The organism is Bosea sp. BIWAKO-01 (genome assembly GCF_001748145.1).
Classification (GTDB): Bacteria; Pseudomonadota; Alphaproteobacteria; order Rhizobiales; family Beijerinckiaceae; genus Allobosea.
This window is the reverse complement of the sequence record NZ_BCQA01000002.1, coordinates 459,020-480,657: the sequence shown is the minus strand read 5'-3', so window position 1 is coordinate 480,657 and position 21,638 is coordinate 459,020. Positions and strand designations below refer to the sequence as shown.

Below are 21,638 nucleotides of genomic sequence, written 5' to 3'. Positions count from 1 at the left end.
CAGCCTTGCCGGCGCCGGCGAGTTTCCGCATTTCGCGTCCCATCCAGATCTGAGCGCATTGGCAGAATAATTGACCACCCCGCCGCGAGAGCGAGGCCGTTGCCACGCATTTTAGGGCGGCAGTGCTGGCGTTGGGGCCATTGCAGATGCACACCATTCCTGCCGGCCCGTGAGGCAACAAATTGTCCGCGTTGACTCGGAGTGCGATTATGATGTTCTTGTTATGTTCCATCAATCAGAGCGCACCTCAATGCACATGTCCCCCGCCGTCCTTGGACCGCCTATCTTTCTCCCGGTCTACCTGAAGGCCGTGCGCGCGGGCTTTCCTTCGCCAGCCGACGACTACCTCGACACACCGATCGATCTGTCGCGGGCGCTGATCAAGAACGCCCCGGCGACCTACATCATGACCGTCGCTGGCGACAGCGCGATCGACGTCGGGATCTTCGACGGCAGTCTGATCACGGTCGACCGCAGCCTGGTCCCCCGTGACGGAGACGCCGTCGTGGTGGACGTCAACGGCGAGCGCAGCGTCAAGGTTTTCAAGATCGCCGGCGGCCGTTCGAGTCTCGTGTTCGGCAACCGGCGCTACCCAGACTACGACCCTGGTCCCGACGCCGAAATCGACGTCTTCGGCGTGGTCACCAACGCGGTGCGGCGCTTCCGGCGATGACGCGGTCGTTCGCCCTGATCGACGGCAACAGCTTCTACTGCTCCTGCGAGCGCGTGTTCGATCCGAAGTTGCGACACCGACCGGTGATCGTGTTGTCGAACAACGACGGCTGCGCGGTTGCCAGGACGGCCGAGGCGAAGGCCCTCGGGATCAAGATGGGCGCGCCGATGTTCCAGATCCGCGACCTGTGCAAGCGCGAGGGCGTCGTCGTCTTCTCGTCGAACTATTCCCTCTACGGCGATTTGAGCCGTCGGATGAACACCGTCTATGAGCGGTTCTCCCCCGACATCGAGATTTATTCCATCGACGAGAGCTTCCTGGACCTCACCGCAGTTGCGCCTGAGCATCGCGAAGAGCTGGGCCGCGACCTGCGCTCCACGGTCTCGAAATGGACCGGCGTCCCCACCTGCGTCGGCATCGGCCCAACGAAGACACTGGCAAAGCTCGCGAACAAGATCGCAAAGACCACGCCCCAACTCGGCGGCACCTGCGACCTGACGAGCGAGGAAGCGCGCCGGGAGTGGCTGCCGCTGATGCCGTTGGAGGACGTCTGGGGCATCGGCCGCGCCAGCCAGACCAAGCTGGGCGCCTTCGGCTGCAAGACGGCCGCCGATGTCGCCGCTCTCGATCCCAAGCTCGCTCGGAAGACACTGACCGTTGTCGGGGAACGGATCATCCAGGAGCTGCGCGGCCAGCCCTGCATCAACCTGGAGAGCGTCGCTCCCACGCGAAAGGGCTGTGCTGTCACAAGGTCGTTCTCAGGCCGGGTTGAAAGCCTCGAGATGATGCAGGAGGCGATCGCCGCCCACGCCATCCGTTTGGGCGAGAAGCTCCGGCACCATGGACTGGCGACGGATCACGTCACGGTCTTCTTCCACACTTCTCCGTTCGACAACGGCCCTGCCCGCTCGGTTTCGACCACGGTCGACTTCCCCGAGGCGAGCAACGACACCCTCGTCCTGGTCCGTGCTGCCAAGTGGGGAGCGCGGCGGATCTGGAAGTCGGGCTACCGCTACGCCAAGGCCGGCTTGATGACGGTCGACCTGGTGGCGCCCGAGATGTCGCAGCGAGCCCTGATCGGCGCCCTCGATCGCGAGAAGAGCGGCCGGCTGATGGAGGCTCTGGACGCGTGCAACAAGCAACACGGTCGTGGCGTTGTTTTTCCTGCCGCAGCCGGCATCGCTCGTCAGCAGAAGGCGTGGGTCACGAAATTCGATATGCGTTCGCCGCGTTACACGACGCGGCTCGACGAGGTGCCAGTCGTTGGGAGTGCGTGATGCCAGGCTTCAATCATCAGGTCGAAATGAAATTGGACCCTGTCTCTGCACCGGAACGCCTGCGCAGGATTGAGAGCTGGTGTGGCGACTGGCAAATCGGCTTCCGTGTTCTCGACCGCTTCCCGGGTTCCGACACCGTCCGCATCGCATTCGAAGACCGGGGCCTGGCGCGCGCCTTCGTCGCACATTTCGGCGGGGTGCTCGTCGACGAGAATGAAATCGAAAATGCCATGGCGGGCGACGCCGCAGCCGAGGACGCTTATGATCGTCTCGCCCGCGAGTATCCGGATTGAGCGACCGGCGCGATCATCCGACGACACCGGACGGCAGATATTTCATGGTCGCCGGCAGGCTGTGGCGAGCAACAAATCCCGCCATTCCGGCTGCGCGCCGTCATGAGCTTGTCACCGAGCTGATGGATGCTCGCCGTGCTGTGAAGGACGCCAAACGTGGAAGCGGCGAACTCCATGTCGCCCGTGCCGCCGTCGAAACAGCCAAGGTTGCCCTTGGCGAGCGGGGCCCTGTCTGGTGGGACGACGACGCTCCGGACTTCAATCGACACTTGGCCAAGAACACGCCTTTCGCAACCTGGGCTTCGCGATTGAAAAAGTCCGGCAGAGGGGACTAATCTATGCGACCTCATCCTGTGCGGCGGGAGGGCGAAATGCAGAAATCCAGCATCGCTGTGGCCACCGCTGTCGGCCCCGCGGGGGCATTCGCGATCGACCTCCCCCTCGAACCGTTTACGCTAAACGAGCGCCTGTTCGACATCGGAATATGGCTGGGTGACCACGAGATTTCGCATAAAGCCCGACAAAACCACGCGCCTCACCTCTCCCTGAAGGCCTTGGCGATCTGATCCTTGAGCGGCTTGAGGATGTATTCGAGCGGGGTGCGGTCCTCGGTCCTGACGAAGACATCCGCTTGGTCGATATTGTGACCGCCGGCGGCATCGCGAGCTTGAACGCGACCCACGGAGAGGTCGTAGTTGCTCAAGCCGACAAAGCACAGCAGAACGAAATATCCCTCCCGCCGGAGCTCCAGAAACTTGTCTATTTTGGAGAGGAAAGTGCCGTCTGGCTGCTCCTTCCAATAGGAGAAGACAGTTTCCATCGCGAAGGGCACCTGCTGAATTATCGCCTGGGCCACGAACGCTTCAACGCCGCGCTGAGCGACGTCCATCAGGCGTTGTTCCGGTCTCGCAGCCCGACGGCCCAGTCTGGCAAATCCAGCAAATCATCGACCTGGGCAGATCGACATCATTATCCGGTCGGCATTGGTAGGAGAAGCTCTTCCGCCGCACTGATGCAATGCGCATCAGCCTATGTCTTTGTTGGAGGTGGAAGCCTCTTCCGGTCCGACCGCCGGAGCGTCGGCGGCAGGAGGTTGTCGAGTTCCTCTTCGGAGAAGGTCAGGGCTTCCTTCTTCTTCAGGTCATCCTGCGCCTTCGCATAGGAGCGGCTGGCGCCGGCGTCGAGGCAGCGCCGTGCCCATCGCTCGTCCGGTCCTAGTGAATTTAGTTGCACCTCAGCGTGATAAAAAACCCCGTAGGGCCAGCTTCTAAGGTGGCGTGCAACTACGGGGTCTTCGTCACCCAGCCGACCCATGGGAAGGTCACCGGGGAGCCAGTTGGACCTATGCGCTACTGCGGCTCCTGCCGTAGAAATGTGTCAGGGCGTAGTGGTGCAATGCGATATGGTGCTCCCGGTAAGCAGCCTGGTCAAGAAAAGACGGGGTCAGCCGTTCATAGGCGCTCGGATGGACCTCGCCGGCTTTGATGCGGGCAATGATGCCGTCCGCGTAGTCGGACACCCTGTCCCACAGCGCTGGTAATACTCGTTCATGCCTCGCTCCGTCGGAAGAAGCGGATGGCTGCGCGGAGGGCCACTCGTGGCGGCAATGACGAGGCGAAGGCATTCGGTCGCGGCGATGCTGGTGGGCTTTCTGCTTTAGCGCAGGGCGGCCGCGGCCCGCTCGATCTCTGCCTTGTAGGTGGCGAAGAACTGCGTCGGGCCGGCTGCCACCCGGCCAGAACCCCGTCTCTCGCAGCCTCCATCGCGCTTCGCGGAATGCGGCGGACGGGCCCTCTACAGCTGGATCATGTCGGCGCTTGCGGCTTCGCTTCGCCTGCCGCCTCAACGCCCTCAGGAGGGCTGCTGCTGATCCGGACGAACTGCGTCGTCGGCGCGCCCAGCGAACCAGCGGACGATCACCACCCCCAGCGCGAGAGTGGCGGCGGCGCACGACCAGATGCCATCCTGGAGGCAGTCGCAGCCGGGGAGCTGACCCATCCGAAGCCGCTGAACTCGGCAAGCTGGTCGATGCCCATGCCAAGGCCATCGAGGTCACCGATCTGCACCGCAGGCTCGAGGCGCTCGAAGGAGGAAGGGCATGACGAGGCCAAGCACCATAACGCGACTGTCTCAGCGCATCGCAAATCTGGAGACGGCACGCTCCAATAATGGTGCGCGCTTCGTGGTCAGTAACCGCCCGCCAAGCCATGAGGGATGGGAAGCGAGCCTTGCTGGTACAATTGCTGAGGATGAAGCGGAACTGGGCCGCCCCTGACCGAAGCGGAATGGCAGGCCAAGTTTTTGCCGCCCTAGTGGCCCGATGATCGTACCCAAAGCCCCCGGCATGACCTAGCCTGGGTGATGTGGGACGTTGTTCAGCGCCCCGCCAGCGGCGTGCCGGCCTTGGTCACGGAAGAGAGGCGCTGATCTCCCATGCCGCTATCGGCAGCCTCGTCATGCTGGCATTGCTGGCCCGCGCCGACCTGGATAACAACGTCATCCAGGTCGGGGCTTTTTTTTGTTCCGCCGCACCAGGCCGAGCGCATAGGTTCCGGGGGAGCCACCGCCCGCGAGGTCCGACAGCGAGATGGCGGGCGGCGCTCATGCGGCCCAACGCGGGGGCTGCAGGGGCTGGGGCGGTCGGCCGACGACATCTTCGGTCAACCTGCTGCACTCGGCAATGATGTCGTCACCGAGGTCAGCCAGCGCCTTGCCTTCATCGTCCAGCGTCTCGGACAGGCTTATCGTGGCGTCGATCTGGCCGGCCTGAAAAGCCAGGAAGTCCTGCGCGTCCTTGATATCCGCAGCGGCCCTCAGGCGCGCAAAGCCCAGGTCCATGCACGTCCGGAGCATATCCATCTGCAGAACACTCAGCTTTTGCAGATTGTCGAGGGCGAGCCTGTTTGCCTTCACGACCGCGGTGAGAGATGTCTCCCACGGCTCCATCAGGTTTTTCGGCAGGTCATGCATGGTCTTGTCTCCTCTCAATGAGACTGTGACTGGTTGCGACCCCGCTGCTTTGAAGAAGAGCTTCAAGCGCTCCGGCATGGACACCTGTAAAGGGCGCGGATCGCCTCGCTGCGGTTGGGGAAAGTGGCCGCGACAAAGCCATCGATCTCGCGAACGGTCCAACTGCCGTCACGGCTCCGGCCGACGATGAAGCTGTTGCTCCGCGGCAAGTTTTTCGCGTGGTTCATGGAGATCTCCAGCTGAAGATCGCATGGTCGCCTGACGTAAGGATCCGTTCTGACCTGATCGTGTGGCCCTTGATCAGAGCTTCTTTCAGACTGTGGTCAGGAGCGATGGCGCATAAACGAGGATAAGTGGCATTTCACCCAGAATTTCCTAGTATATTTTAGCGATCTCGGCACAATCGATGGTTTTGATGGCCATTTTGGGTCGACCACGACGAGCGCCCCTCAGCCGACGTCTTTTCACTGCGGGAGGCGTAATCTTTTGCCTGCCTTGCAACCGGCCTCTGCCTTCACGCGAGGGGGATTATTCATTGATGCAAGCGAGATACAACACAAAATATTCATAACGAGTGTTCTTAATTTTCTTGACCCACATGTTGGTGCATTCCCGCCAATCTGATGCGGCATATGGTGCCGACTACGTCAGGTGCCGTTCAATTGCAGATCGGGCGGCATTGAAGGTGGCTTCTGCGCCCGGCACAGCGCCTTGCTGCTGTTCAAGAATGAGAAGGGCGATTTCGTAGATCTCCCTAATGTCGGCGGCCTCCAAAACGCCTTTCGCACAAGGCAGCGCAGTAGGCCGGCCATGGTTGCGGAGGAGACGAGGTTTGCTGCGGCGATGCCGTGCGAGGTGGCAAGGGATATCGCACGCTCATTGGGCCGCTGGATGTGCAGGTTCCGGTATGTCGTGGCCGTCCGCTGCGTACAACGTAATTTTGTTACGCAACGTGCGGATGGAGATGCCGAGCAGAGAGGCGGCATGGATTCGGTTGCCGCCGGTTTCCCGCAGCGTTGCCAGGATCAGTTGGCGTTCGACAAAGGCAATTGGCAGGCCGACGAATTGATCCACGACGGATCGCACAGCATCGAGCAGTTGCATGGTCACGGTCCTCTCCGAGCCCCCCAACTCTGATGGACACCTTAGAATGACGCCCGCCACGGTTAAGGAGCGGTAAACCGACATAGTGGGTGGGCAAGCGCCGCTGGCACCGGTGAGCGTGATCGTGCCGGCGAGCCCATTGACAGTGCCATTGCCGCTGATCGCCGACGCAAATACGTAGTTGGTGGACGTGTGATTGAAGTTGATCATACCGGTGCTGGCTATGGGCTGGCGCCCAACTGCTCCGCGCTCTCAGACTCTGCGTGAGGCTCTGATGGTGACCAAGGCTGATCTCCAGGAGCGACTGCTCCAGCTTGCCTCACGCTCCGATGGGGCCACGTTTGCCCTGCTCTCCGAGGCTGCCGAAGCCCTCGCTCGCATGTCCGCGCCAGCGGTGGAGCTGCCCAACCCGCCAGCCACGCCCGCTGCCGTGGAAACCGCGAAGGCGCACATCAACGACCTCGCGGACATGCTCGTTGACACCCGGGTCATGGCGATGGACGCGGTCGCCTCTCTGGAGCAGCGCGCCGAGCTGGCCGAGGCCGCCCTCGAGGCGATGCGCAAGGCACATGACGCCATCGAGGCCCGCGCCGCCAGGATGGCGCAGGCGCTTGATGAGGTGAGGGCCGCGGCGGTCGCCCATCTGCCGCCCACCAGCCTCTCGGCGACGGAAAGCCTTCGCCTCGTCGTTGCCGCCACGGACGGACCGGAGGTCAAGGCAGCAGTTCGCTTCTTCCGACGGAGCGAGGCATGAACGAGCATTACCAGCGCTGCCGGGGCAGGGTGTCAGACTACGCGGACGGCATCATTGCCCGTATCAAGTCCGGTAAGGTTAATGCGAGCGCATTTGAAGGACTTATCTTGTCTTTTCTTGACCAAGCTGCCTACCGGGCGCACCATGCGGCATTGCATGACTTTGCTCTGACCCGATTGGACGGCAGGAGCCGGGATAACGGATAGGCCGACGCTGATCCAACAACCCGGCACCCCTTCCCCAGGTGACACTGTCGGGCTCCTCAAAACCCCGTAGCAGCTCTGCTCCCAGGCTGGTGGCTACGGGGTTTTTTCCTACGCTGTTGTGCAATTAATTTCACTAGATCCCGATATAGCAACCTTGACTGCCCGAAAGCAGACTCCCTGGATGTCGGGTAATGGGATGGACCGGCTGCTCCCGCGGCCGCGTAAGCTGCGGCCTTACCGTCAAGCCGGAGCAGCCCCATGACCAGGACGACTTCGAACACTGAAGCAGAACTCACCGTTATCGGCATCGATATCGGCAAGGACGTCTTTCACCTCGTCGGCTTCGACGCGAACGGCAAGATCGCCTTCCGGCGCAAGATCCGACGCTTGGCGCTCGAAGAGACCTTCAAGATCCTTCCTGCCTGCATCGTCGGAATGGAGGCGTGCCTAAGTGCGCATTTCGTTGCCCGTACGCTGCGCAGGCTCGGCCATGAGCCCCGCATCATTCCGGCGAAGTACGCCAAGCCTTTCGCGAAGGGGCAGAAGAACGACTACAACGATGCCGAGGCCATCGCGGAGGCCGCGCTGCGACCGAACCTGCGGGTGGTGCGGGAGAAGACGCAGGACGAACTCGACTTGCAGGCCTACCACCGCATCCGGTCGCGGCTGGTCTCGCGCCGAACCGCAACGGTCAACCAGATCCGGGCGTTCCTGATCGAGCAGGGTATCGCCATTCGGCCGGGGTTGCGGGCCCTGCGCACCTCGCTCTTCGACATCCTGAAGAACCGTGCCGATGAGATCTCGCCTCGTATGAGCGATCTGATCGTCGGCCTCTACGAGGACTGGCTGTGGCTCGACGAGCGGATCGAGACGATCACCGCCGAGATCGAGAAGATCGCGGCCGAGCAGGCTGCTTGCACACGGCTCATGAGCGTTCCAGGTGTCGGGCCAATCATCTCGACGGCGCTGGTCGCCGCGATCGGCGACGGTGAAGCCTTCGACCGAGGCCGCGATTTTGGCGCCTGGCTCGGTCTCGTCCCGCGGCAATACAGCACCGGCGGGAGAACCGTGCTCGGGCGCATCTCGAAACAGGGCAACACCTATCTGAGAATGCTGTTCATCCAAGCCGCGAAGGTCATCATCATGAGACCGCAGAACTGGGAGAAGTTCAGCTTCGGAACCTGGTTGAAGGAGGCGGCTCCGCGGCTTCACCGCAACAAGCTTGCGACAGCCCTTGCCAACAAGCTCGCTCGCATCAGCTGGAGCGTTTTGCGCAACGGACGGTCGTTCGACACACACGAGGAGGCGCTCGCCATCTAGCAGCCTCCCAAGGAGTTCGCGACGGAGCAGGCATGGAACGGATTCAATATGCGCACCCAGAGCCTGGTGGCCCTTTTGGCCGCTGAACGGCCGATCTGGTAATGAGGCCAAAGGTGCGCGCGTATTCCCAACGAGGCCACGGCCCGCGAGCCGATCAGTAGGCCGGATACATATGAGCGACTTCCGTTATCGCGCCCAACCGTTGTGAAACGCAGCCGGTCCATACAAAAGGGCCAACTCTGAACACGGACCATTGGGGCGGGTGCCGGCAATATCCGAACATTCGCGAGTTTCTCATTCGGTTGCGGGCTCTGCGCAGATAATCGGCGTCCCCGCTATGATCGGTGCGACGTCCATCCTGATCATCATCGTCAGTGTGCGCGCGATCGGAGACTGCATCGAACTCCTTCCGCCTGCGCGCTTGACGCCTACCGTTCAAGATAACGTGAAGTTGGAACATCGGAAATGATAACACTGACGAGGTGAATACGGCCTACATCTGGCTGGTAGGCGCGCAGGTCTAACCGCTCTACCCATTTCCAAAAGCGCCCCACCTCTCATCGTCGGAGGTTTTCTTGCCGGTCGGCTCCCTGAGCAACGAACCGTCGAGCCCCGGCGCTGGGTTCGTTGCCACCGCGCCCCAGCTATCGCTGCCCAAGGGCGGAGGAGCGATGCGGGGCCTGGGCGAGAGCTTCTCCGCCAATCCGGCCAACGGGACCGCATCCTTTTCCGTACCCATTGCTGTTTCGCCCGGGCGGATGGGTTTTGGGCCGCAGTTTTCGCTATCCTACGATTCCGCCGCGGGCAACGGGCCATTCGGCCTAGGCTGGAGTCTTTCGGTCCCTGCCATCACGTACCGTACGGACCGCGGTCTGCCGCTCTATGATGACCGGGCTCACCCACAGGTCTTCCTACTGGCGGGTGCGCATATCGCGGATCTTAAAGCGCAGCTCATAACGGTCAGGCAAACTATCGAGATGATCCCGGTAGACTTTTGGATCTTCGCGCGAGATATCGCGCACAGGTTTGTCGCCGGTGAATTCAAGGAAATTTGAAAGCCGCTTTCTCACGTCCTCCTCGTGTTTCAAGCCGCTCGCGCGAGCCTTCAACTCCTTTTCATAGCTTCTGAGCATTGCGGACAGCGGCTCCGCGGACCATCGCGAGCGTTCAGCCCCCACCAAAGCGCCTTGGACCTCGCTCGCAATCACCTCTCTGATTGATGCCGCTTCGATCTGCGGCACTGCAGTAGATTTGAAGCTGGCAAGCTGTTCCGCCACGGATTGAAGCTCGGCCACAGCGGAGTGAAGGACTGCCTGGAACTGCGCTAGGCCGACAGCAGGTTTCACCGCCATCATATTCCGGATGGTCGCGCTGGCCGATTCCTGGCCTTCAGCCATTTTCTTCAAGTCGACCGACGCGAGCTGATCAACAGCTTGCAATAGGGACGCGGCAACTGCGTTTTCTGCGCTGCGCCGCCGCTCCTTCTTCAACAGGTAAAGGGCATCTGCTCTCGTGACCATAGTCGGCGCGCTAGCGACTAGCCCTAAATCGTCGTCGAACGCGCCGCTGAAATGCTGGTCTTCGGCTAGGCTTTCAGCCTCAACGAGAAAATCATCGACCGCGTTTTGCGTCCGCTGGATCATCTCGTGCTTGAGCGAAAACCTTGCCTCGGTCTCGCTATTCAAACTGAGGGCGTCATCCAGAAGCGCGAGTGCAATTTCCCTGGTGGGCTGAAACGGTCGGCCGGACCGCAGCACCGCATAGACGTCATCGACTCGAACCAGCATTTGCAGCGCCCTCCGCCTCGCCAACGCAGGGTCTGTGGTGCGCAGCGACCGGCGCAACTGAGGAAGGCCAAGGAGCTCGGCCAAATCGACCGGGACAGCCTTACGAAACCGCCAATGAGTTCCTCGCCGATGCAGATACATCGCGTCCCCGAATCAACTGGGGATCCTCCAATCCCGACTGAGACAGGCCGCTGTGTCAGAATGCGTGGAACCGAGAGGAACAAACTCCAACGATTTCAACGACTTATAAGCGGAAGAGACGGAGGGAGTCTCAGTTTCTCCGGAGAGCCAGTACTGGCGTGGCCAAGGCTGCGGCGCTCGGCCCGAGTTACCTCAAGCATGCCGTAGGGAAGCATGGCCCGTTTCGTGGGCCCCTTCTGGAGGAGTTCCTTTGCGAATGTGACTTCCATCACATTTGCACCGCGGATCGTCGAGTATCACGCCTGACAACGCTGTGGAGGCAGTTCGCTAAGGTCCCGAGGTCAATCGGTCATCGCGCCATATTCGAACTTTCACCGCGCCTCACCGCGACGCCGGCCGACTGCAACCGTTCATCGCGCCAACCGAGGTACCAGCCATGCGAAAGACCGCGATCCTTCTCTATGGCCTGCTGTCATACGCGTTCTTCTTCCTAACCTTTGTTTATGCGATTGGCTTCGTCGGCGGGTTTGTTGTGCCCAAGGGTATCGACGACGGGCCGCCAGCGCCGGCTGTGCAGGCACTCCTGGTCAACTTCGCATTGCTGTCGCTCTTTGCGATCCAGCATAGCGTCATGGCTCGTCCAATCCATCGGACGAAGTCTCGGAGCCTGGGCGAGCGCAGAGGGCTTCTACGCCCTCAGAACGCCGGGCTATTCTCGCGAGGGGGAACCCCGGCTGCGAATCAAACGCATGTAGGGGTGCATCGGCTTTCCCGAAAACCGCAATCCACTTTTCGGGCCGATGCTTTAGAGCAAGGCGCGCTCGTCGCGGCCGAGCAGGCGGAAGGCGAGATCGATCGCCCCGGCGCTCAGCACGAGCAGGATCGTCGAGAGTGAGGCGGCCGTGCCGTAGTCGCCATCATTGATCGCGATGTAGATCTTGACCGACATCGTGATGGTGCCGCCGAGGTCAACACAGCTTGTTGTTCAAACTCCGATAGCTTCCGTTTGCCCGGCAGAGGTCGTCAGATACACGCAGCCAGTTCCGAGTGCGCGCCTCGTTCGGATGATGTCCTGTAAAGGCATAAGGCTGAAGGCCGTCGACAGGGCGTCTGCCGCCGTCGCCGTCGGCATCGCCACGGTCACGGTGCGATAGCGGTCCGGCGACGCGCCGTTGCGTGGATCGAGCAAATGGTGGAACCGCCCTTCACGGTCGAAGCGGAAGCCATCGCCGGCCGAGGTTGCGACAGCTCCGTCGACGACGTCGAGCACCCGGGTGATCCGGGACTGATCCTGCGGGTCAGCGATGCCGATCTGCCAGGGTGAACCGTCCGGGCGCGGGCCAAGCACCCGGGGTTCGCCCATGTCGACCAGACTGCGGTCGATGCCTCCGGCGCGTAGCAGCGCGACCACCCGGTCGGTGACATAGCCCTGGGCGATGCCGTTCAGCGTGAGTGCCATACCGCGGCGTCGAAACAGGAGGCGGTCGGGATCGGCGACGACCTGCTCGAACCCGACCGTATCGAGGGCCTCGCGCAATGCTTCCGGTGACGGCCCTGCCATATCTGCATCGGGCCGGGCGAAATGGCGGTGATACAGCGTCCAGAGCCGCTGGACCGTCGGGTCGAAGGCACCGCCGGAGAGCGCCCAATAGCGGCGGCAATCCGTGAGCAACGCGACGAGTTCCGGCGGCGGCGCGATCAGGACGCCATCGCGATTCAACCGTACGAGCGCCGAGTCGTCGCGATGAAGGCTGAAGATGCGCTCAAGCCGCACCGCTTCGGCCGTTGCGGCAGCGATCAGGCGCTCCGCTTCGGCCCGGTCGTGGTGGTGGATCTGCAGCGAGGCGACCGCCCCCATGCACTGCCCCCGCCAGGTCACGAGATGCCCCTCGGCCCTGGCAGGGCAGCCGAGCGGCAGCAGCGCGAGGCCGCCGGCTGCGGCAGCAATCCCGATTATGCGCCTGCGGGTGACAACGTCCATCTGGCGCTCCTCAATGCAGGTGGGCACCGGCGGCCGGCGCCGGCCCATCCGACGCACTCGCATCACCATCGCTGCCGAGCACCGCGTCGCGGGGGATGGCGTCGAAGGCGACGAGGCTGCCGCCATGCTCCGCGACGAAGGCTTCCGCGGCGGAGCGTTGCGAGAAGGGCACCAGCTCGGCCGCACCCATCCCGCCCTTCTTGTTGCTGCCGACGACGAAGAGTGCCTGTCTCGCATCCACCCAATTGGTGGCGCCAGGCTCCTCCCAGCTCGGCGCCTTGCCCATGTCGGAAACGTAGACGGCCTGGATGTCTTTCGCCTCCTCGGGCAGCAGGGTGAAGGAGAGCGTGTCGCGGGCCGAGGAGAACCAGACAGGCTGCAGCCGGCTCGCCAGCAGGATCTGGCCCTTGGGGCCGGGATGCTCCAGCACGTTCATCCCGCAGTAGTGGCCCATCGCCTGCTGCGTCAGTGCCTGCGGCGGCGGTGGCGCAGCGGTCCTGGCCTTGTCGTCGCAGGCGGCGACCGCGAGACTCGCGGCCAGCAGCGCGGACAGGGCTAGAAGCTTCATAACTCTCTCCTCGAAAAGGCGGCCGCCGCCAGGCCGAGCGGCACAAGCGCCCAGGCGGCCAGCGCGGCGAGCAGCACGGGCAAGCTCAGAGGGGCGCCCTGTGCGACGCCGGCCATGCCGGAGAAGGCGCTGACATTGGCGAAGCCGGTCAGGTTGAACAGACGGTAGATGTCGGCCGGGTTGAGCAGCAGCAGCGTGTTGAGCACCGCGCCGGAGACCAGCCTGCCCTGATCGACGACCAGCAACCCAAGCAGGGCCATGTCGTAGATCAGCACGAAGAGGAGCCAGATGCCGATCGCCGCTCCGGCGGCGGCGCCCCGGCTGCCAACGAGCGCGCTGACGAGATAGCCGACTGCAATGAAGACCGCCCCGAGCAGGATCGAGGACCCGATCATCGCGGCGAAGGCGCCCCAGCTTTCCGCGTCGATGGTCGCGCCGGTGGCGACCAGCGCGCCAGCGGCAGCGCCATAACCGAGGAGGGTGGCAAAGGCGAGGATCATGAGATGGCCGACGAACTTGCCGAGCAGCACCTGCCAGCGGGCGATGGGGTAGCTCAGCAGCAGCAACATCGTGCCGCGCTCCATCTCGCCGACGATGGCATCATGCGAGATCAGCAGCGCGATCAGCGGCAGCAGGAAGATGGTCAGGCTCGACAGGCTGACGATGACGACGTCGAGCGCCCGGACGCCGACATGGCCCGTTGGGGTGCTGCCGAGGAAGGTGAGCGAGAGCGCCAGCGCCGCCAGCAGCAGCGTCGTCGCCAGCACCCAGCGATTGCGCAGCCCCTCCTGGATCTCCTTGAGGGCGACGATCAGGACGTTTCTCATCGGGCCTGCTCCTGTGAGCGCAGGAAATGCGCGTAGAGTTCGTCGAGCGTCGGTGGCATGACCTCGAGGTCTTCCACCGGGGCTTCGACTCCGGTGGCGCGGCGCAGGATCGCGATCTTGTCCTCGGGCGCTGCGTCGATCTCGACGCCGTGGCCGTTGATCCGGCGCCAGCTGCCCATCGGCGCAAGCCAATCCGCGAGCTCCGCCGGCTGCCGCTCGGCGACCTTGAGGCGGATGCGCGTCGGCAACCGCGCGATCCGGCGCAACTCGTCGAGGGTGCCGTCGGCGACCTTCACACCCCGGTTCATGATGATGACGCGCCCTGCCCGCTCCTCGAGCTCGGTCAGCGCGTGTGACGAGAGCAGGATGGTTGCGCCATCGGCGCGCAGCTCTTCGACAATGTCGTAGAAGCTCTGGCGAAGCGCGGGGTCGAGGCCCGTGGTCGGCTCGTCGAGCAGGAGCACGCGTGGTCGGCCGAGCAGCGCCTGGGCAAGGCCGAGGCGCTGGCGCATGCCTTTCGAATAGGTGCCGACACGCCGGTCGGCAGCGTGGCCGAGGCCGACACGCTCGATCAGCGTCAGCGCAACCTTGATCGGCTGGCGCTTCAGGCGGGCATAGAAGGCGATGGTCTCGCGTCCCGTCAGGCCCGCGTTGAAAGAGACACTCTCCGGCAGGTAGCCGAGATGCCGGCGGGCAGCAAAGTCGCCGGCAGCGGGGTTTTCGCCAAGAACCTGGATACTGCCCGCGCTTGGATGAATCAGGCCGAGCATCAGCTTCATCAGCGTGGTCTTGCCGGCGCCGTTATGGCCGACCAGTGCGACCGTCTCGCCGGCCGGCAGCGCGAAGGAGACGTCCTGCACCGCCGCGACCGCGCCGAAGTGCTTCACGAGATTCCTGATTTCGACATTGGCCGTCATGGGCGTCGCCCTTCTGCGAATGGAGGCCGGGGCGGCGGCGACATCAGCGGGTGGCTGTCGACCACGCCGCCGGGCAACAGGGCGGGAAACTGAGCTTGCGCCCAGCGGATGACCTGTACCGCCGGAGAATTGATCAGGAGTTTTGCTTGCGGGGCGGTCCAGAGCACCGTGTCGACCAGATCGTTCGGCCGATAGGCACTGTCGGCGATGCCGTCCCCATTGAGGTCGAAGCCCGGATTGTCGCTCCAGAAATTGCCGCGCCCCGCCTTCGACCAGTCAAGATAGCGGCTGCCAACGTACTTCACCTGATTGCGGTTGCGGATGAAGGCATTGTTGACGATCTCGTTGCGCTCGGAACCAGCGGTGAAATGGATGCCGATCTCGCAACCTTCGAACCAATTGTCCTGGAATCGGTTCTGGTTGGCGTTGTAGATGAAGACGCATTTCGTCGGAGCCGGACGGGCACCGGCGCCCTGCACCGCCTCGGTCTCGGCTGCGGGCAAGCCGTGCTCCTGCGTATCCTTGCTGCGCATGCCGGCGGCGAGCCAGCGCTCGGCCGGCTGTAGACGGCCAAGCACCGCGTTGCCGGTGATCCGCGACTGGTTGGCGTAGTTGAACAGAAAACCGTGATCGCGGTCTCCGTCAGAGACGTTGCCGCGCACCGTCAACCGGTGCGAGAACATGATGGCGAAGCCGACCGAATTGTTGAGCGAGTGATTGTCCGAGATCTCGCTGTCGTTCGTGTACATGTAGTGGATCGCGAAGCGCAGATCGCGGAAGCGGTTGCCGCTGAAGACATTATTCTTGCTCGTGATGACGAAGATGCCGTCGCGCCCGTAGCGAACGTCATTGTCGAGTACCTTGGCGCCCGGCGCGTTCCAGACGGAGATGCCGTTGCCGGCTTCGTTGATCCGGCCCTCGGCAATGCCGATAATCTCGTTGCGGCGCGCGATCGCGTTTTCGGCACCGTGCAGATAGACACCGTAGAGATTGCCTTCGATCCGGTTGGCCTCGACCAGCGCGCCGGCGGCCGTCTTCTCGACGAAGACACCGGCATCCATGCGCTCGGCGTCGCGGCCCGAACCGCGAATGGTTAGGCCGCGCACGACTGCCCCGGGGGCGGAGACGGTCACGACACTGCCCTGGCTGCTGCCTGTGAGAACCGCCCCCTCCTCGCCGGCAAGGGTGAGCCGACGCGCCAGCCTGACCGGACCGCGATGCTCGCCTGGAGCAAGGAGGATGACGTCACCTTCGGCCGCTCGGTCGATGACAGCCTGGAGCTCCTCCCGGCCGGGCTCAACCTGAATCGGCGCCGCCGTGGCCGGGCGGACGAGGCTGGCGGCGGCAACGGCCGCCAGCCCGAGACACATCGCTGTGCGAAGCAGGGCCATTGGCTCAGGTGGCCTGCGGCTCGACCAGCATGCGCCCCTTCATCTCCATGTGCATCGCATGGCAGAACCAGGAGCAGTAGTACCAGTAGACGCCCGGCTTCGAGGCGACGAAGGTCACCGAGGCAGTGGCCTGCGGCGCGACCTCCATGTTGATGCCGTAGTTGGTGATGCAGAAGCCGTGGGTCAGGTCCTCGACCTCGTCGATATTGGTGACGAAGACCGTAATCTCGTCGCCCTGCTTGACCGTAAACTCTTCCAGCCCGAAGGCCGGCGCCGCCGAGGTCATGTAGACGCGCACCTTGTTGCCGTCGCGGATCACCTTTGAATCCTGCTCCAGCACGACGCCATCGGCCTTTGCCTGTTTCACCGCATCCGCGAAGAAGGCATCGTCGCGCTTCCAGACGTGCAGCGGGTTGATCTTGGATCGGTGCACCAGGGTGGCGTCGTGCGGTTCCGCGAAGCTCGGGCCGTCATGGACGAGCACCATCCGATCGCCTGAGATGTCGATCAGCTGGTCGTTCTCAGGCTTGAGCGGTCCGACATTGAGGAAGCGGTCCTTCGAGAACTTGTTCAGCGAGATCAGCCACTTGCCATCGGCCTCCTTGGTCTGGCCCATGGTGGTGTGGTTGTGGCCGGGCTGATAGTGCACGTCCAGCTTCTGGATCACCGGATTGACCTTCTCGCCCTTGAAGGCCCGCTTGGCGAGGTCGATGTTCCACTTCACAATCTGGCTGTCGAGGAAGAGCGTGGTGTAGGCGTTGCCCTTGCCGTCATAGGCGGTGTGCAACGGGCCGAGGCCGAGCTCCGGCTCCGCTACCACGACGTCGCGCGGCTTGATCTTGTCGTCGAATAGATCGTCGAGCCGGCGCGCGTCGAATACCGTCACGGTCGGCGAGAGCTTGCCGTTGGCGACGAAATGGATGCCGTCGGGGGCGGTGTTGATGCCGTGCGGGCTGTTCGGCACCGGGATGTAGCGGGTGAACTTCGAGCCCGAGCGGCCGTCGAGCACCGGCACGCCGCCGATGGTCTCGAACTCGCCCTTCTTCACCGCCTCCTCGATGCGCTTGAGGTTGAAGACGATGACCCAGTCCTGCTCCTTCGCCATCATCTCGGCGAGGGTGACGCCCTCTTCCGAGTTGTAGCAGGTCGCCCAGGCGTATTTGCCCTGGTAGTCGCAGTCGACATTGTCGAGATTGCCGTCGACCTTGAGCTGCCAGGCGACCTTCATGGTGTCGCCGTCGACCGCGCTGAAGATCGACATGTACTTCTTCGGATTGTTCAGGTCCCGCCCGTCATTCGGCACCGGCACGCGATCCTCGCCGTTGCAGAAGACGTAGCCCGTCCGGGGATACTTCTGCACCCGCAGGCCGTGCACCGTGTACTGGTTCGGCAACTGGATGATCTTGTCGCACTTCATCACGTCGAGGCGGATGCGGCAGACGCGGGTGTTCGCCTTGTCGTTGGCGAAGAGGTAGCGCCCGTCATAGGTACCCTCGGTGAAGGACGGGTGCGGGTGGTGGAGGTCGCCGTTGAGGTAGATTCCGCCCTTATCCTTCAGGAAGTCGCGGCTTTCGGGGGTGAGCCCCTCCGTCAGGATCTTGAGGCTCTCATTGGTCTGCCCCCAGCCCGTGGCGCTGTCGCGGTTGAAGACGGGAATGCGCATCAGTTCGCGCATCGATGGACAGCCGACGATGCGGACCTCGCCGGTCTGGCCGCTGGAGAAGAACACATAATATTCGTCGAGTTCGCCGGGCTTGACCTCGTATTTGCTCGCAACGGCGGGCCGAACCGCACCCTGCTGCGGCCGCGTCTGTGCCTCGGCCGTGGAAACGGCTCCCATGCGGGACAGCCCCGCGCCTCCGGCCGCGCCTGCCGCGCCGGCCACGGCGACCGCCGCGGTGGTGCCAAGCATGTCGCGCCGGTTGAGTCCGTTTTTCCTGTCTTCGGTCGACATCAGAGTCTCCTTGCTTTGCTCATGAACTGGTAGCGGGAACGTCGGCCGCGGTTGGCTTTGCGACTGAATTTCCCATGTGGGTGATGACCGTCTTGGCCGGGCCGCTGCCCTTGGGCGTCCGCATCGAGGGCGAGGTCAGCGCCTCGCGCTTCTCGCGCTTCAGGCGGACCTGGATCATGTGCGGGCAGCGCTGGTCGTCGTGGTAGAGTTCCTGGCAATGCATGCAGTAGATGCATTCATTGACGTTGATATGCCCCTCGGGATGGATCGACTGCACCGGACATTCCTTGGCGCAGCGCTGGCAAGGCGAGCCGCATTCGGACCAGCGCTTCAGCCATTCGAAGGTGCGTAACCGCCCCGGGATCGCGAGGGCCGCGCCGAGCGGGCAGAGATAGCGGCAAAAGAAGCGCTCGATGAACAAGCCAACCGACAATAGCGTGAGCGCATAGATCACGAACGGCCAGTCCCGGACGAATTTCAGGACAATCGCGGTCTTAAACGGCTCGACCTCGGCAAAGGTCTCCGCTAGCGCTACCGAGTAGAGCGACAGACCGAACAGGCCGAGGAAGATGATGTATTTGATCGGCCACAGCCGTTCATGAAGGCCCCAGGGGATCTTGACCTGCGGAATCTTCAGCCACTGCGCGAGGTTGTTCAGCAGTTCCTGAAGCGCGCCGAACGGACATAGCCAGCCGCAGAACGGCCCCCGACCCCAGAAGAGCAAGCCCGCGGCGATCGCCGCCCAGAGGATGAAGATCAGCGGCGCCGCCAGGAAGAACTCCCAGCTGAAATCGGTCATCAGCGAATGGCTGAAGGTCAGGACGTTGACAACCGAAAGCTGGGCATTGGCGTACCAGCCGAGCCAGACCAGGCTAAAGCTCAGGTAGGCACGGCGGATCCAGCGGAACAGCACTGGCCGGCTGACCAGCAGGTTCTGGAAGAAGAAGATGCCGGTAAGGACAAGAATTGCGGCGGCCGTGATGGCAACAGAGACGGAGTTCATCCGCCAGATCATCAACCAGAGCGGCTCGTCGACTCCTCCCGCACCATGCACGGTTCCCACCCCCAATCCCTCCGAGGAGGCTGCTGCCGGCGCTGCGGAGCTGGCCGGGGCTTGCGGACTTGTGGCCGGGGGCGCGCCTGCGGGAGGCGGTTCGGTGCGCAGATATGTTTGGGGGAGCTGATAGGCGAGCTCGAAAGTCAGGAAGGCCTTCTCGCGCACGCCGACATTGCGCTGCGCCAGCAACTGCAGTTGCCAGGGCTCGGTTGGATCGAGCTGGAACTCGTCGGGCATGACGAAGAGCGCGATCTCGGGCAGCTCTGGTGCGCCGTCTGCCATGAGGGCGCCGAGGCGCATATGATTTCGATCGCGGAAGCGGACGCTCTGCCCGTCCTGCAACAGCTCGATCCGATCGAAGATGCCGCCACGGACATACCCGGATCCCTTGAAGGAATAGGCGCCCTCGCCCGCGACGACGATGGCCTGCTGGCCGAGCTTCAGCCGCGCCCTCAGCCTGTCATAGCCCTCGTTGCCCAGCAGGCTGCGGCCGATCGCCGGCACGCTGACCGGGGCGACATAGAGATCGATGAAGCTGTCGGTCGGCTCGCCGGGCTCCGCATTCTCCGCCGCCGCCTGATTGCCGGCCCGGATGAAGGCCTCGTTGACCTCGCCAATCGAAAGCGACAGGCGACGGAGCGAGCCGTCGCCGAGGAGAGACTGCCAGTCGCGAACCTCGCCGCTATCGGCGGCGAGCGAGCGTCCGAGCGGGGCCGCGCTCGGCGCCGCAGCGACCGCGCTGCCGCTGGCAAGGCGCCCGCTGCGGATGAGTTTCACGGCCGAACGCACGACGCTGTCGCCCATGACGAGCACTGTCACGGTGGCGCCGCTGACGATATCGACTTGCGGGGGCCGCTGGCTGCCGGCGGCGACCGGCTTCATGTCCTTGCCGATCAGCGTGTTGACGGCGTCGACGATGCGGCGCTCCGGGATGCCGATCAGGACGATCGGCTCCTTGTGCTCGACGAGCTTGATTCCAGTGACCACGCCAGCCGGGTCGATGCCGACCAGGAGATTGATCGGCTTGCCGGAATAGCCGGTCGCGTTGGTGAAATCCGAATTCAGGTAGACGTAGCCAAGCAGCCTGTCGCCCTGATAGGTCGGCACGATTGCGGGATCGCCCGATGGGGCGCCGAACCGGTCGGCATTCGCGAAGAACTCGGCCGGTTTTGCCTGCGCCAGGAATTCCTGAACGCGCCCCGCCGCGAGTGACACCTGCACGGTGAACAGCAGCCAGAGAATCGCACAGAACCCAGCCAGAACGCGTGCGACGAAGCCGAAGCGGCAAGCTTCGGATTTGTCGGCCATGCAATGTGGGCGCTTCAGCAACGTGACACCGTCCGGTTTCGCAAGATCGCTGAACAGGTGCCCGGGCACAGCCGTTCTGGTTCAGCCTTCGACAGCAAAGTTCGGATCGATCCGAAACCGGTGATCGATCCGAGGCCGTTATGCAGACTCGGCCCGGGCGTGACTTTGATCCAACGCAAACAGTCGCCCGCAAAGACCGGCGATGCTGCAGAGCCGGTTGGCAGTGCTGCGGAGAAACCCATGTCGCTCTTGAAAGCGGAGCCCTCCGGCCCCGTGAAATCGCTCGCGGAGCTCTTTGCGATCGCCTTCGCCATGGAGCAGGAGGCGGCAGGCCGGTATGCCGCGCTCGGTGTCCAGATGCGATCCGAGGGAGAAACTGCGCTTGCAGAGGCCTTCGAAAAGCTCGCTGCGGATGAGCGCGAACACCTCGACAGCATCACCGACTGGTCTCAGCAGGCCCATGGGCGTGCGCCCGACCCCGCCCTGATCCGCTGGACGGCTCCTGAGACATTCGATGACGAGGGTGCCGCGAGCGCCGATCCCCGGCTGCTGAGCACTTATCGAGCGCTGTCGATGGCGGTGCGTAACGAGGAGCGCGCCTTTGCCTTCTGGAGCTATGTCGCGGCTCACGCCTCCTCCGCCGACATCCGGACCGCGGCGGAGACGCTCGCGTATGAGGAACTCGGCCATGTCTCGCTTCTGCGCCGGGAGCGGCGCAAGGCCTTTCATCGCGAGCGGCGCCTTGCAGATTCCGGGAGCGAAACGCCGACCACCGCTGCCGGGCTTGAGCGCCGCTTGGCCGATGCGCTGGACGCGGCGGCGCGGAGCGCCGGTCCGTCTTGCGACGCTACCCTGTTGCAGTTCGCGGCCGAAGCCCACCGCCTGGCCGGGCAGCTCGATCAGGGCGCCGTGGCCATTCCCATCACCCCGGTCCCACCGAATCTGGATGCTCCGCTCGCTATCGCCGAATTCCTGGTCGACCGCTATCTTGAGGCTGCCGATCAGGCGCGCGACGAGGCTGCGATGACGCTCGCCCAGGCACTCGCAGCGCGCGCGATCAACCGGCTGGCCTGGCTCAGGACCGACTTGCCCGAGCTCGACTAGATCGCC

Annotated in this window: 21 protein-coding genes and 1 pseudogene; 9 read left to right on the top strand and 13 right to left on the bottom strand. The window is 63.5% G+C overall.

Annotated features, from left to right (window positions below; all coding sequences use genetic code 11):
• The first annotated feature begins 256 nt into the window (after window positions 1–256).
• Genes BIWAKO_RS33995 through BIWAKO_RS33980 form a run of 4 tightly spaced genes read left to right on the top strand, consistent with a single transcriptional unit; the run spans window position 257 to window position 2,578 of the window.
• On the top strand, window positions 257–673 hold the full coding sequence (locus tag BIWAKO_RS33995) for a LexA family protein (RefSeq protein WP_371332374.1): 417 nt from the start codon (window positions 257–259) through the stop codon (window positions 671–673).
• Window positions 670–1,950, top strand: coding sequence for a Y-family DNA polymerase (locus tag BIWAKO_RS33990; RefSeq protein ID WP_069883346.1), 1,281 nt, complete (start codon window positions 670–672; stop codon window positions 1,948–1,950). The genes BIWAKO_RS33995 and BIWAKO_RS33990 overlap by 4 nt, the downstream gene beginning before the upstream one ends.
• Window positions 1,950–2,243: a hypothetical protein gene (locus tag BIWAKO_RS33985; RefSeq protein WP_069883345.1), complete on the top strand. Its 294-nt coding sequence runs from the start codon at window positions 1,950–1,952 to the stop codon at window positions 2,241–2,243. Before BIWAKO_RS33990 ends, BIWAKO_RS33985 begins: the two co-directional genes overlap by 1 nt.
• A 44-nt stretch (window positions 2,244–2,287) precedes the next feature.
• Window positions 2,288–2,578, top strand: a complete 291-nt coding sequence (locus tag BIWAKO_RS33980; protein ID WP_069883418.1) for a hypothetical protein — start codon at window positions 2,288–2,290, stop codon at window positions 2,576–2,578.
• A 200-nt stretch (window positions 2,579–2,778) separates the two neighbouring features.
• Here the strand turns inward: BIWAKO_RS33980 and BIWAKO_RS33970 are convergent, their stop codons facing one another.
• The 4 genes from BIWAKO_RS33970 to BIWAKO_RS37530 all read right to left on the bottom strand — a co-directional run bounded on the left by BIWAKO_RS33970 (window position 2,779) and on the right by BIWAKO_RS37530 (window position 6,527).
• Entirely contained in the window at window positions 2,779–3,132 is a 354-nt protein-coding gene (locus BIWAKO_RS33970) for a hypothetical protein (protein WP_069883343.1), read from the bottom strand.
• A 1,486-nt stretch (window positions 3,133–4,618) separates the two neighbouring features.
• Complete coding sequence (locus BIWAKO_RS36290; protein ID WP_176733514.1) at window positions 4,619–4,789, bottom strand: hypothetical protein; 171 nt, start codon at window positions 4,787–4,789, stop codon at window positions 4,619–4,621.
• 55 nt (window positions 4,790–4,844) lie between these two features.
• On the bottom strand, window positions 4,845–5,213 hold the full coding sequence (locus BIWAKO_RS33965) for a phasin family protein (protein ID WP_176733513.1): 369 nt from the start codon (window positions 5,211–5,213) through the stop codon (window positions 4,845–4,847).
• A gap of 876 nt (window positions 5,214–6,089) precedes the next feature.
• Window positions 6,090–6,527, bottom strand: coding sequence for a helix-turn-helix domain-containing protein (locus BIWAKO_RS37530; RefSeq protein WP_084652506.1), 438 nt, complete (start codon window positions 6,525–6,527; stop codon window positions 6,090–6,092).
• 64 nt (window positions 6,528–6,591) lie between these two features.
• Here BIWAKO_RS37530 and BIWAKO_RS33955 point away from each other — a divergent pair, with 64 nt between their 5' ends.
• The 4 genes and pseudogenes from BIWAKO_RS33955 to BIWAKO_RS37525 form a co-directional block, all read left to right on the top strand.
• Entirely contained in the window at window positions 6,592–7,071 is a 480-nt protein-coding gene (locus BIWAKO_RS33955) for a hypothetical protein (protein WP_069883340.1), read from the top strand.
• The gene (locus BIWAKO_RS33950; RefSeq protein WP_069883339.1) at window positions 7,068–7,277 is read left to right on the top strand and encodes a hypothetical protein; all 210 of its coding nucleotides are present in this window, start codon (window positions 7,068–7,070) and stop codon (window positions 7,275–7,277) included. Before BIWAKO_RS33955 ends, BIWAKO_RS33950 begins: the two co-directional genes overlap by 4 nt.
• 258 nt (window positions 7,278–7,535) lie before the next feature.
• Window positions 7,536–8,597, top strand: coding sequence for an IS110 family RNA-guided transposase (locus BIWAKO_RS33945; protein WP_069878466.1), 1,062 nt, complete (start codon window positions 7,536–7,538; stop codon window positions 8,595–8,597).
• A 671-nt stretch (window positions 8,598–9,268) separates the two neighbouring features.
• Window positions 9,269–9,463: pseudogene (locus tag BIWAKO_RS37525) on the top strand (SpvB/TcaC N-terminal domain-containing protein); the annotation flags it as partial.
• Window positions 9,464–9,508: 45 nt separating this feature from the next.
• On the opposite strand, the gene BIWAKO_RS37035 reads toward BIWAKO_RS37525, so the two are convergent.
• The 9 genes from BIWAKO_RS37035 to BIWAKO_RS33900 form a co-directional block, all read right to left on the bottom strand.
• The gene (locus BIWAKO_RS37035) at window positions 9,509–10,525 is read right to left on the bottom strand and encodes a DUF6538 domain-containing protein (protein ID WP_371332373.1); all 1,017 of its coding nucleotides are present in this window, start codon (window positions 10,523–10,525) and stop codon (window positions 9,509–9,511) included.
• Between the two features lie 805 nt (window positions 10,526–11,330).
• Window positions 11,331–11,474, bottom strand: coding sequence for an ABC transporter permease (locus BIWAKO_RS35795; protein WP_141740476.1), 144 nt, complete (start codon window positions 11,472–11,474; stop codon window positions 11,331–11,333).
• 36 nt (window positions 11,475–11,510) lie between these two features.
• Window positions 11,511–12,506 (bottom strand): FAD:protein FMN transferase, encoded by a 996-nt coding sequence (locus BIWAKO_RS33930; RefSeq protein WP_069883417.1) that lies wholly within the window; start codon window positions 12,504–12,506, stop codon window positions 11,511–11,513.
• 10 nt (window positions 12,507–12,516) lie between these two features.
• Window positions 12,517–13,074, bottom strand: a complete 558-nt coding sequence (locus BIWAKO_RS33925) for a nitrous oxide reductase accessory protein NosL (RefSeq protein WP_069883336.1) — start codon at window positions 13,072–13,074, stop codon at window positions 12,517–12,519.
• On the bottom strand, window positions 13,071–13,901 hold the full coding sequence (locus BIWAKO_RS33920; RefSeq protein ID WP_069883335.1) for an ABC transporter permease subunit: 831 nt from the start codon (window positions 13,899–13,901) through the stop codon (window positions 13,071–13,073). The genes BIWAKO_RS33925 and BIWAKO_RS33920 overlap by 4 nt, the downstream gene beginning before the upstream one ends.
• Window positions 13,898–14,818, bottom strand: a complete 921-nt coding sequence (locus tag BIWAKO_RS33915) for an ABC transporter ATP-binding protein (RefSeq protein ID WP_069883334.1) — start codon at window positions 14,816–14,818, stop codon at window positions 13,898–13,900. Before BIWAKO_RS33915 ends, BIWAKO_RS33920 begins: the two co-directional genes overlap by 4 nt.
• A complete protein-coding gene (locus tag BIWAKO_RS33910) occupies window positions 14,815–16,209 on the bottom strand; it encodes a nitrous oxide reductase family maturation protein NosD (RefSeq protein WP_069883333.1) in 1,395 nt (464 codons plus the stop codon). Before BIWAKO_RS33910 ends, BIWAKO_RS33915 begins: the two co-directional genes overlap by 4 nt.
• Before the next feature lie 4 nt (window positions 16,210–16,213).
• Complete coding sequence (gene nosZ, locus BIWAKO_RS33905; protein ID WP_069883332.1) at window positions 16,214–18,163, bottom strand: TAT-dependent nitrous-oxide reductase; 1,950 nt, start codon at window positions 18,161–18,163, stop codon at window positions 16,214–16,216.
• Between the two features lie 19 nt (window positions 18,164–18,182).
• Window positions 18,183–20,528 carry a NosR/NirI family protein gene (locus BIWAKO_RS33900; RefSeq protein WP_084652505.1) on the bottom strand — a complete coding sequence of 782 codons (2,346 nt, stop codon included), beginning with the start codon at window positions 20,526–20,528 and terminating at the stop codon, window positions 18,183–18,185.
• A 240-nt stretch (window positions 20,529–20,768) separates the two neighbouring features.
• On the opposite strand from BIWAKO_RS33900, the gene BIWAKO_RS33895 reads away from it, so the two are divergent.
• The gene (locus BIWAKO_RS33895; protein ID WP_069883415.1) at window positions 20,769–21,632 is read left to right on the top strand and encodes a ferritin-like domain-containing protein; all 864 of its coding nucleotides are present in this window, start codon (window positions 20,769–20,771) and stop codon (window positions 21,630–21,632) included.
• The last annotated feature ends 6 nt before the right edge of the window (window positions 21,633–21,638 follow it).

Excerpts from the sequence above, each read along its gene's own strand:
- BIWAKO_RS33920 (WP_069883335.1), bottom strand. The coding sequence starts at position 13,901 with ATGAGAAACGTCCTGATCGTCGCCCTCAAGGAGATCCAGGAGGGGCTG.
- BIWAKO_RS35795 (WP_141740476.1), bottom strand. The coding sequence starts at position 11,474 with ATGTCGGTCAAGATCTACATCGCGATCAATGATGGCGACTACGGCACG.
- BIWAKO_RS33950 (WP_069883339.1), top strand. The coding sequence starts at position 7,068 with ATGAACGAGCATTACCAGCGCTGCCGGGGCAGGGTGTCAGACTACGCG.
- BIWAKO_RS36290 (WP_176733514.1), bottom strand. The coding sequence starts at position 4,789 with ATGCGCTCGGCCTGGTGCGGCGGAACAAAAAAAAGCCCCGACCTGGAT.
- BIWAKO_RS33945 (WP_069878466.1), top strand. The coding sequence starts at position 7,536 with ATGACCAGGACGACTTCGAACACTGAAGCAGAACTCACCGTTATCGGC.
- BIWAKO_RS33985 (WP_069883345.1), top strand. The coding sequence starts at position 1,950 with ATGCCAGGCTTCAATCATCAGGTCGAAATGAAATTGGACCCTGTCTCT.
- BIWAKO_RS37530 (WP_084652506.1), bottom strand. The coding sequence starts at position 6,527 with ATGATCAACTTCAATCACACGTCCACCAACTACGTATTTGCGTCGGCG.
- BIWAKO_RS33930 (WP_069883417.1), bottom strand. The coding sequence starts at position 12,506 with ATGGACGTTGTCACCCGCAGGCGCATAATCGGGATTGCTGCCGCAGCC.
- BIWAKO_RS33995 (WP_371332374.1), top strand. The coding sequence starts at position 257 with ATGTCCCCCGCCGTCCTTGGACCGCCTATCTTTCTCCCGGTCTACCTG.
- BIWAKO_RS33915 (WP_069883334.1), bottom strand. The coding sequence starts at position 14,818 with ATGACGGCCAATGTCGAAATCAGGAATCTCGTGAAGCACTTCGGCGCG.
- BIWAKO_RS33970 (WP_069883343.1), bottom strand. The coding sequence starts at position 3,132 with ATGGACGTCGCTCAGCGCGGCGTTGAAGCGTTCGTGGCCCAGGCGATA.
- BIWAKO_RS37035 (WP_371332373.1), bottom strand. The coding sequence starts at position 10,525 with ATGTATCTGCATCGGCGAGGAACTCATTGGCGGTTTCGTAAGGCTGTC.
- BIWAKO_RS33895 (WP_069883415.1), top strand. The coding sequence starts at position 20,769 with ATGTCGCTCTTGAAAGCGGAGCCCTCCGGCCCCGTGAAATCGCTCGCG.
- BIWAKO_RS33955 (WP_069883340.1), top strand. The coding sequence starts at position 6,592 with ATGGTGACCAAGGCTGATCTCCAGGAGCGACTGCTCCAGCTTGCCTCA.
- BIWAKO_RS33965 (WP_176733513.1), bottom strand. The coding sequence starts at position 5,213 with ATGCATGACCTGCCGAAAAACCTGATGGAGCCGTGGGAGACATCTCTC.
- BIWAKO_RS33990 (WP_069883346.1), top strand. The coding sequence starts at position 670 with ATGACGCGGTCGTTCGCCCTGATCGACGGCAACAGCTTCTACTGCTCC.
- BIWAKO_RS33910 (WP_069883333.1), bottom strand. The coding sequence starts at position 16,209 with ATGGCCCTGCTTCGCACAGCGATGTGTCTCGGGCTGGCGGCCGTTGCC.
- BIWAKO_RS33925 (WP_069883336.1), bottom strand. The coding sequence starts at position 13,074 with ATGAAGCTTCTAGCCCTGTCCGCGCTGCTGGCCGCGAGTCTCGCGGTC.
- BIWAKO_RS33900 (WP_084652505.1), bottom strand. The coding sequence starts at position 20,528 with ATGGCCGACAAATCCGAAGCTTGCCGCTTCGGCTTCGTCGCACGCGTT.
- nosZ (WP_069883332.1), bottom strand. The coding sequence starts at position 18,163 with ATGTCGACCGAAGACAGGAAAAACGGACTCAACCGGCGCGACATGCTT.
- BIWAKO_RS33980 (WP_069883418.1), top strand. The coding sequence starts at position 2,288 with ATGGTCGCCGGCAGGCTGTGGCGAGCAACAAATCCCGCCATTCCGGCT.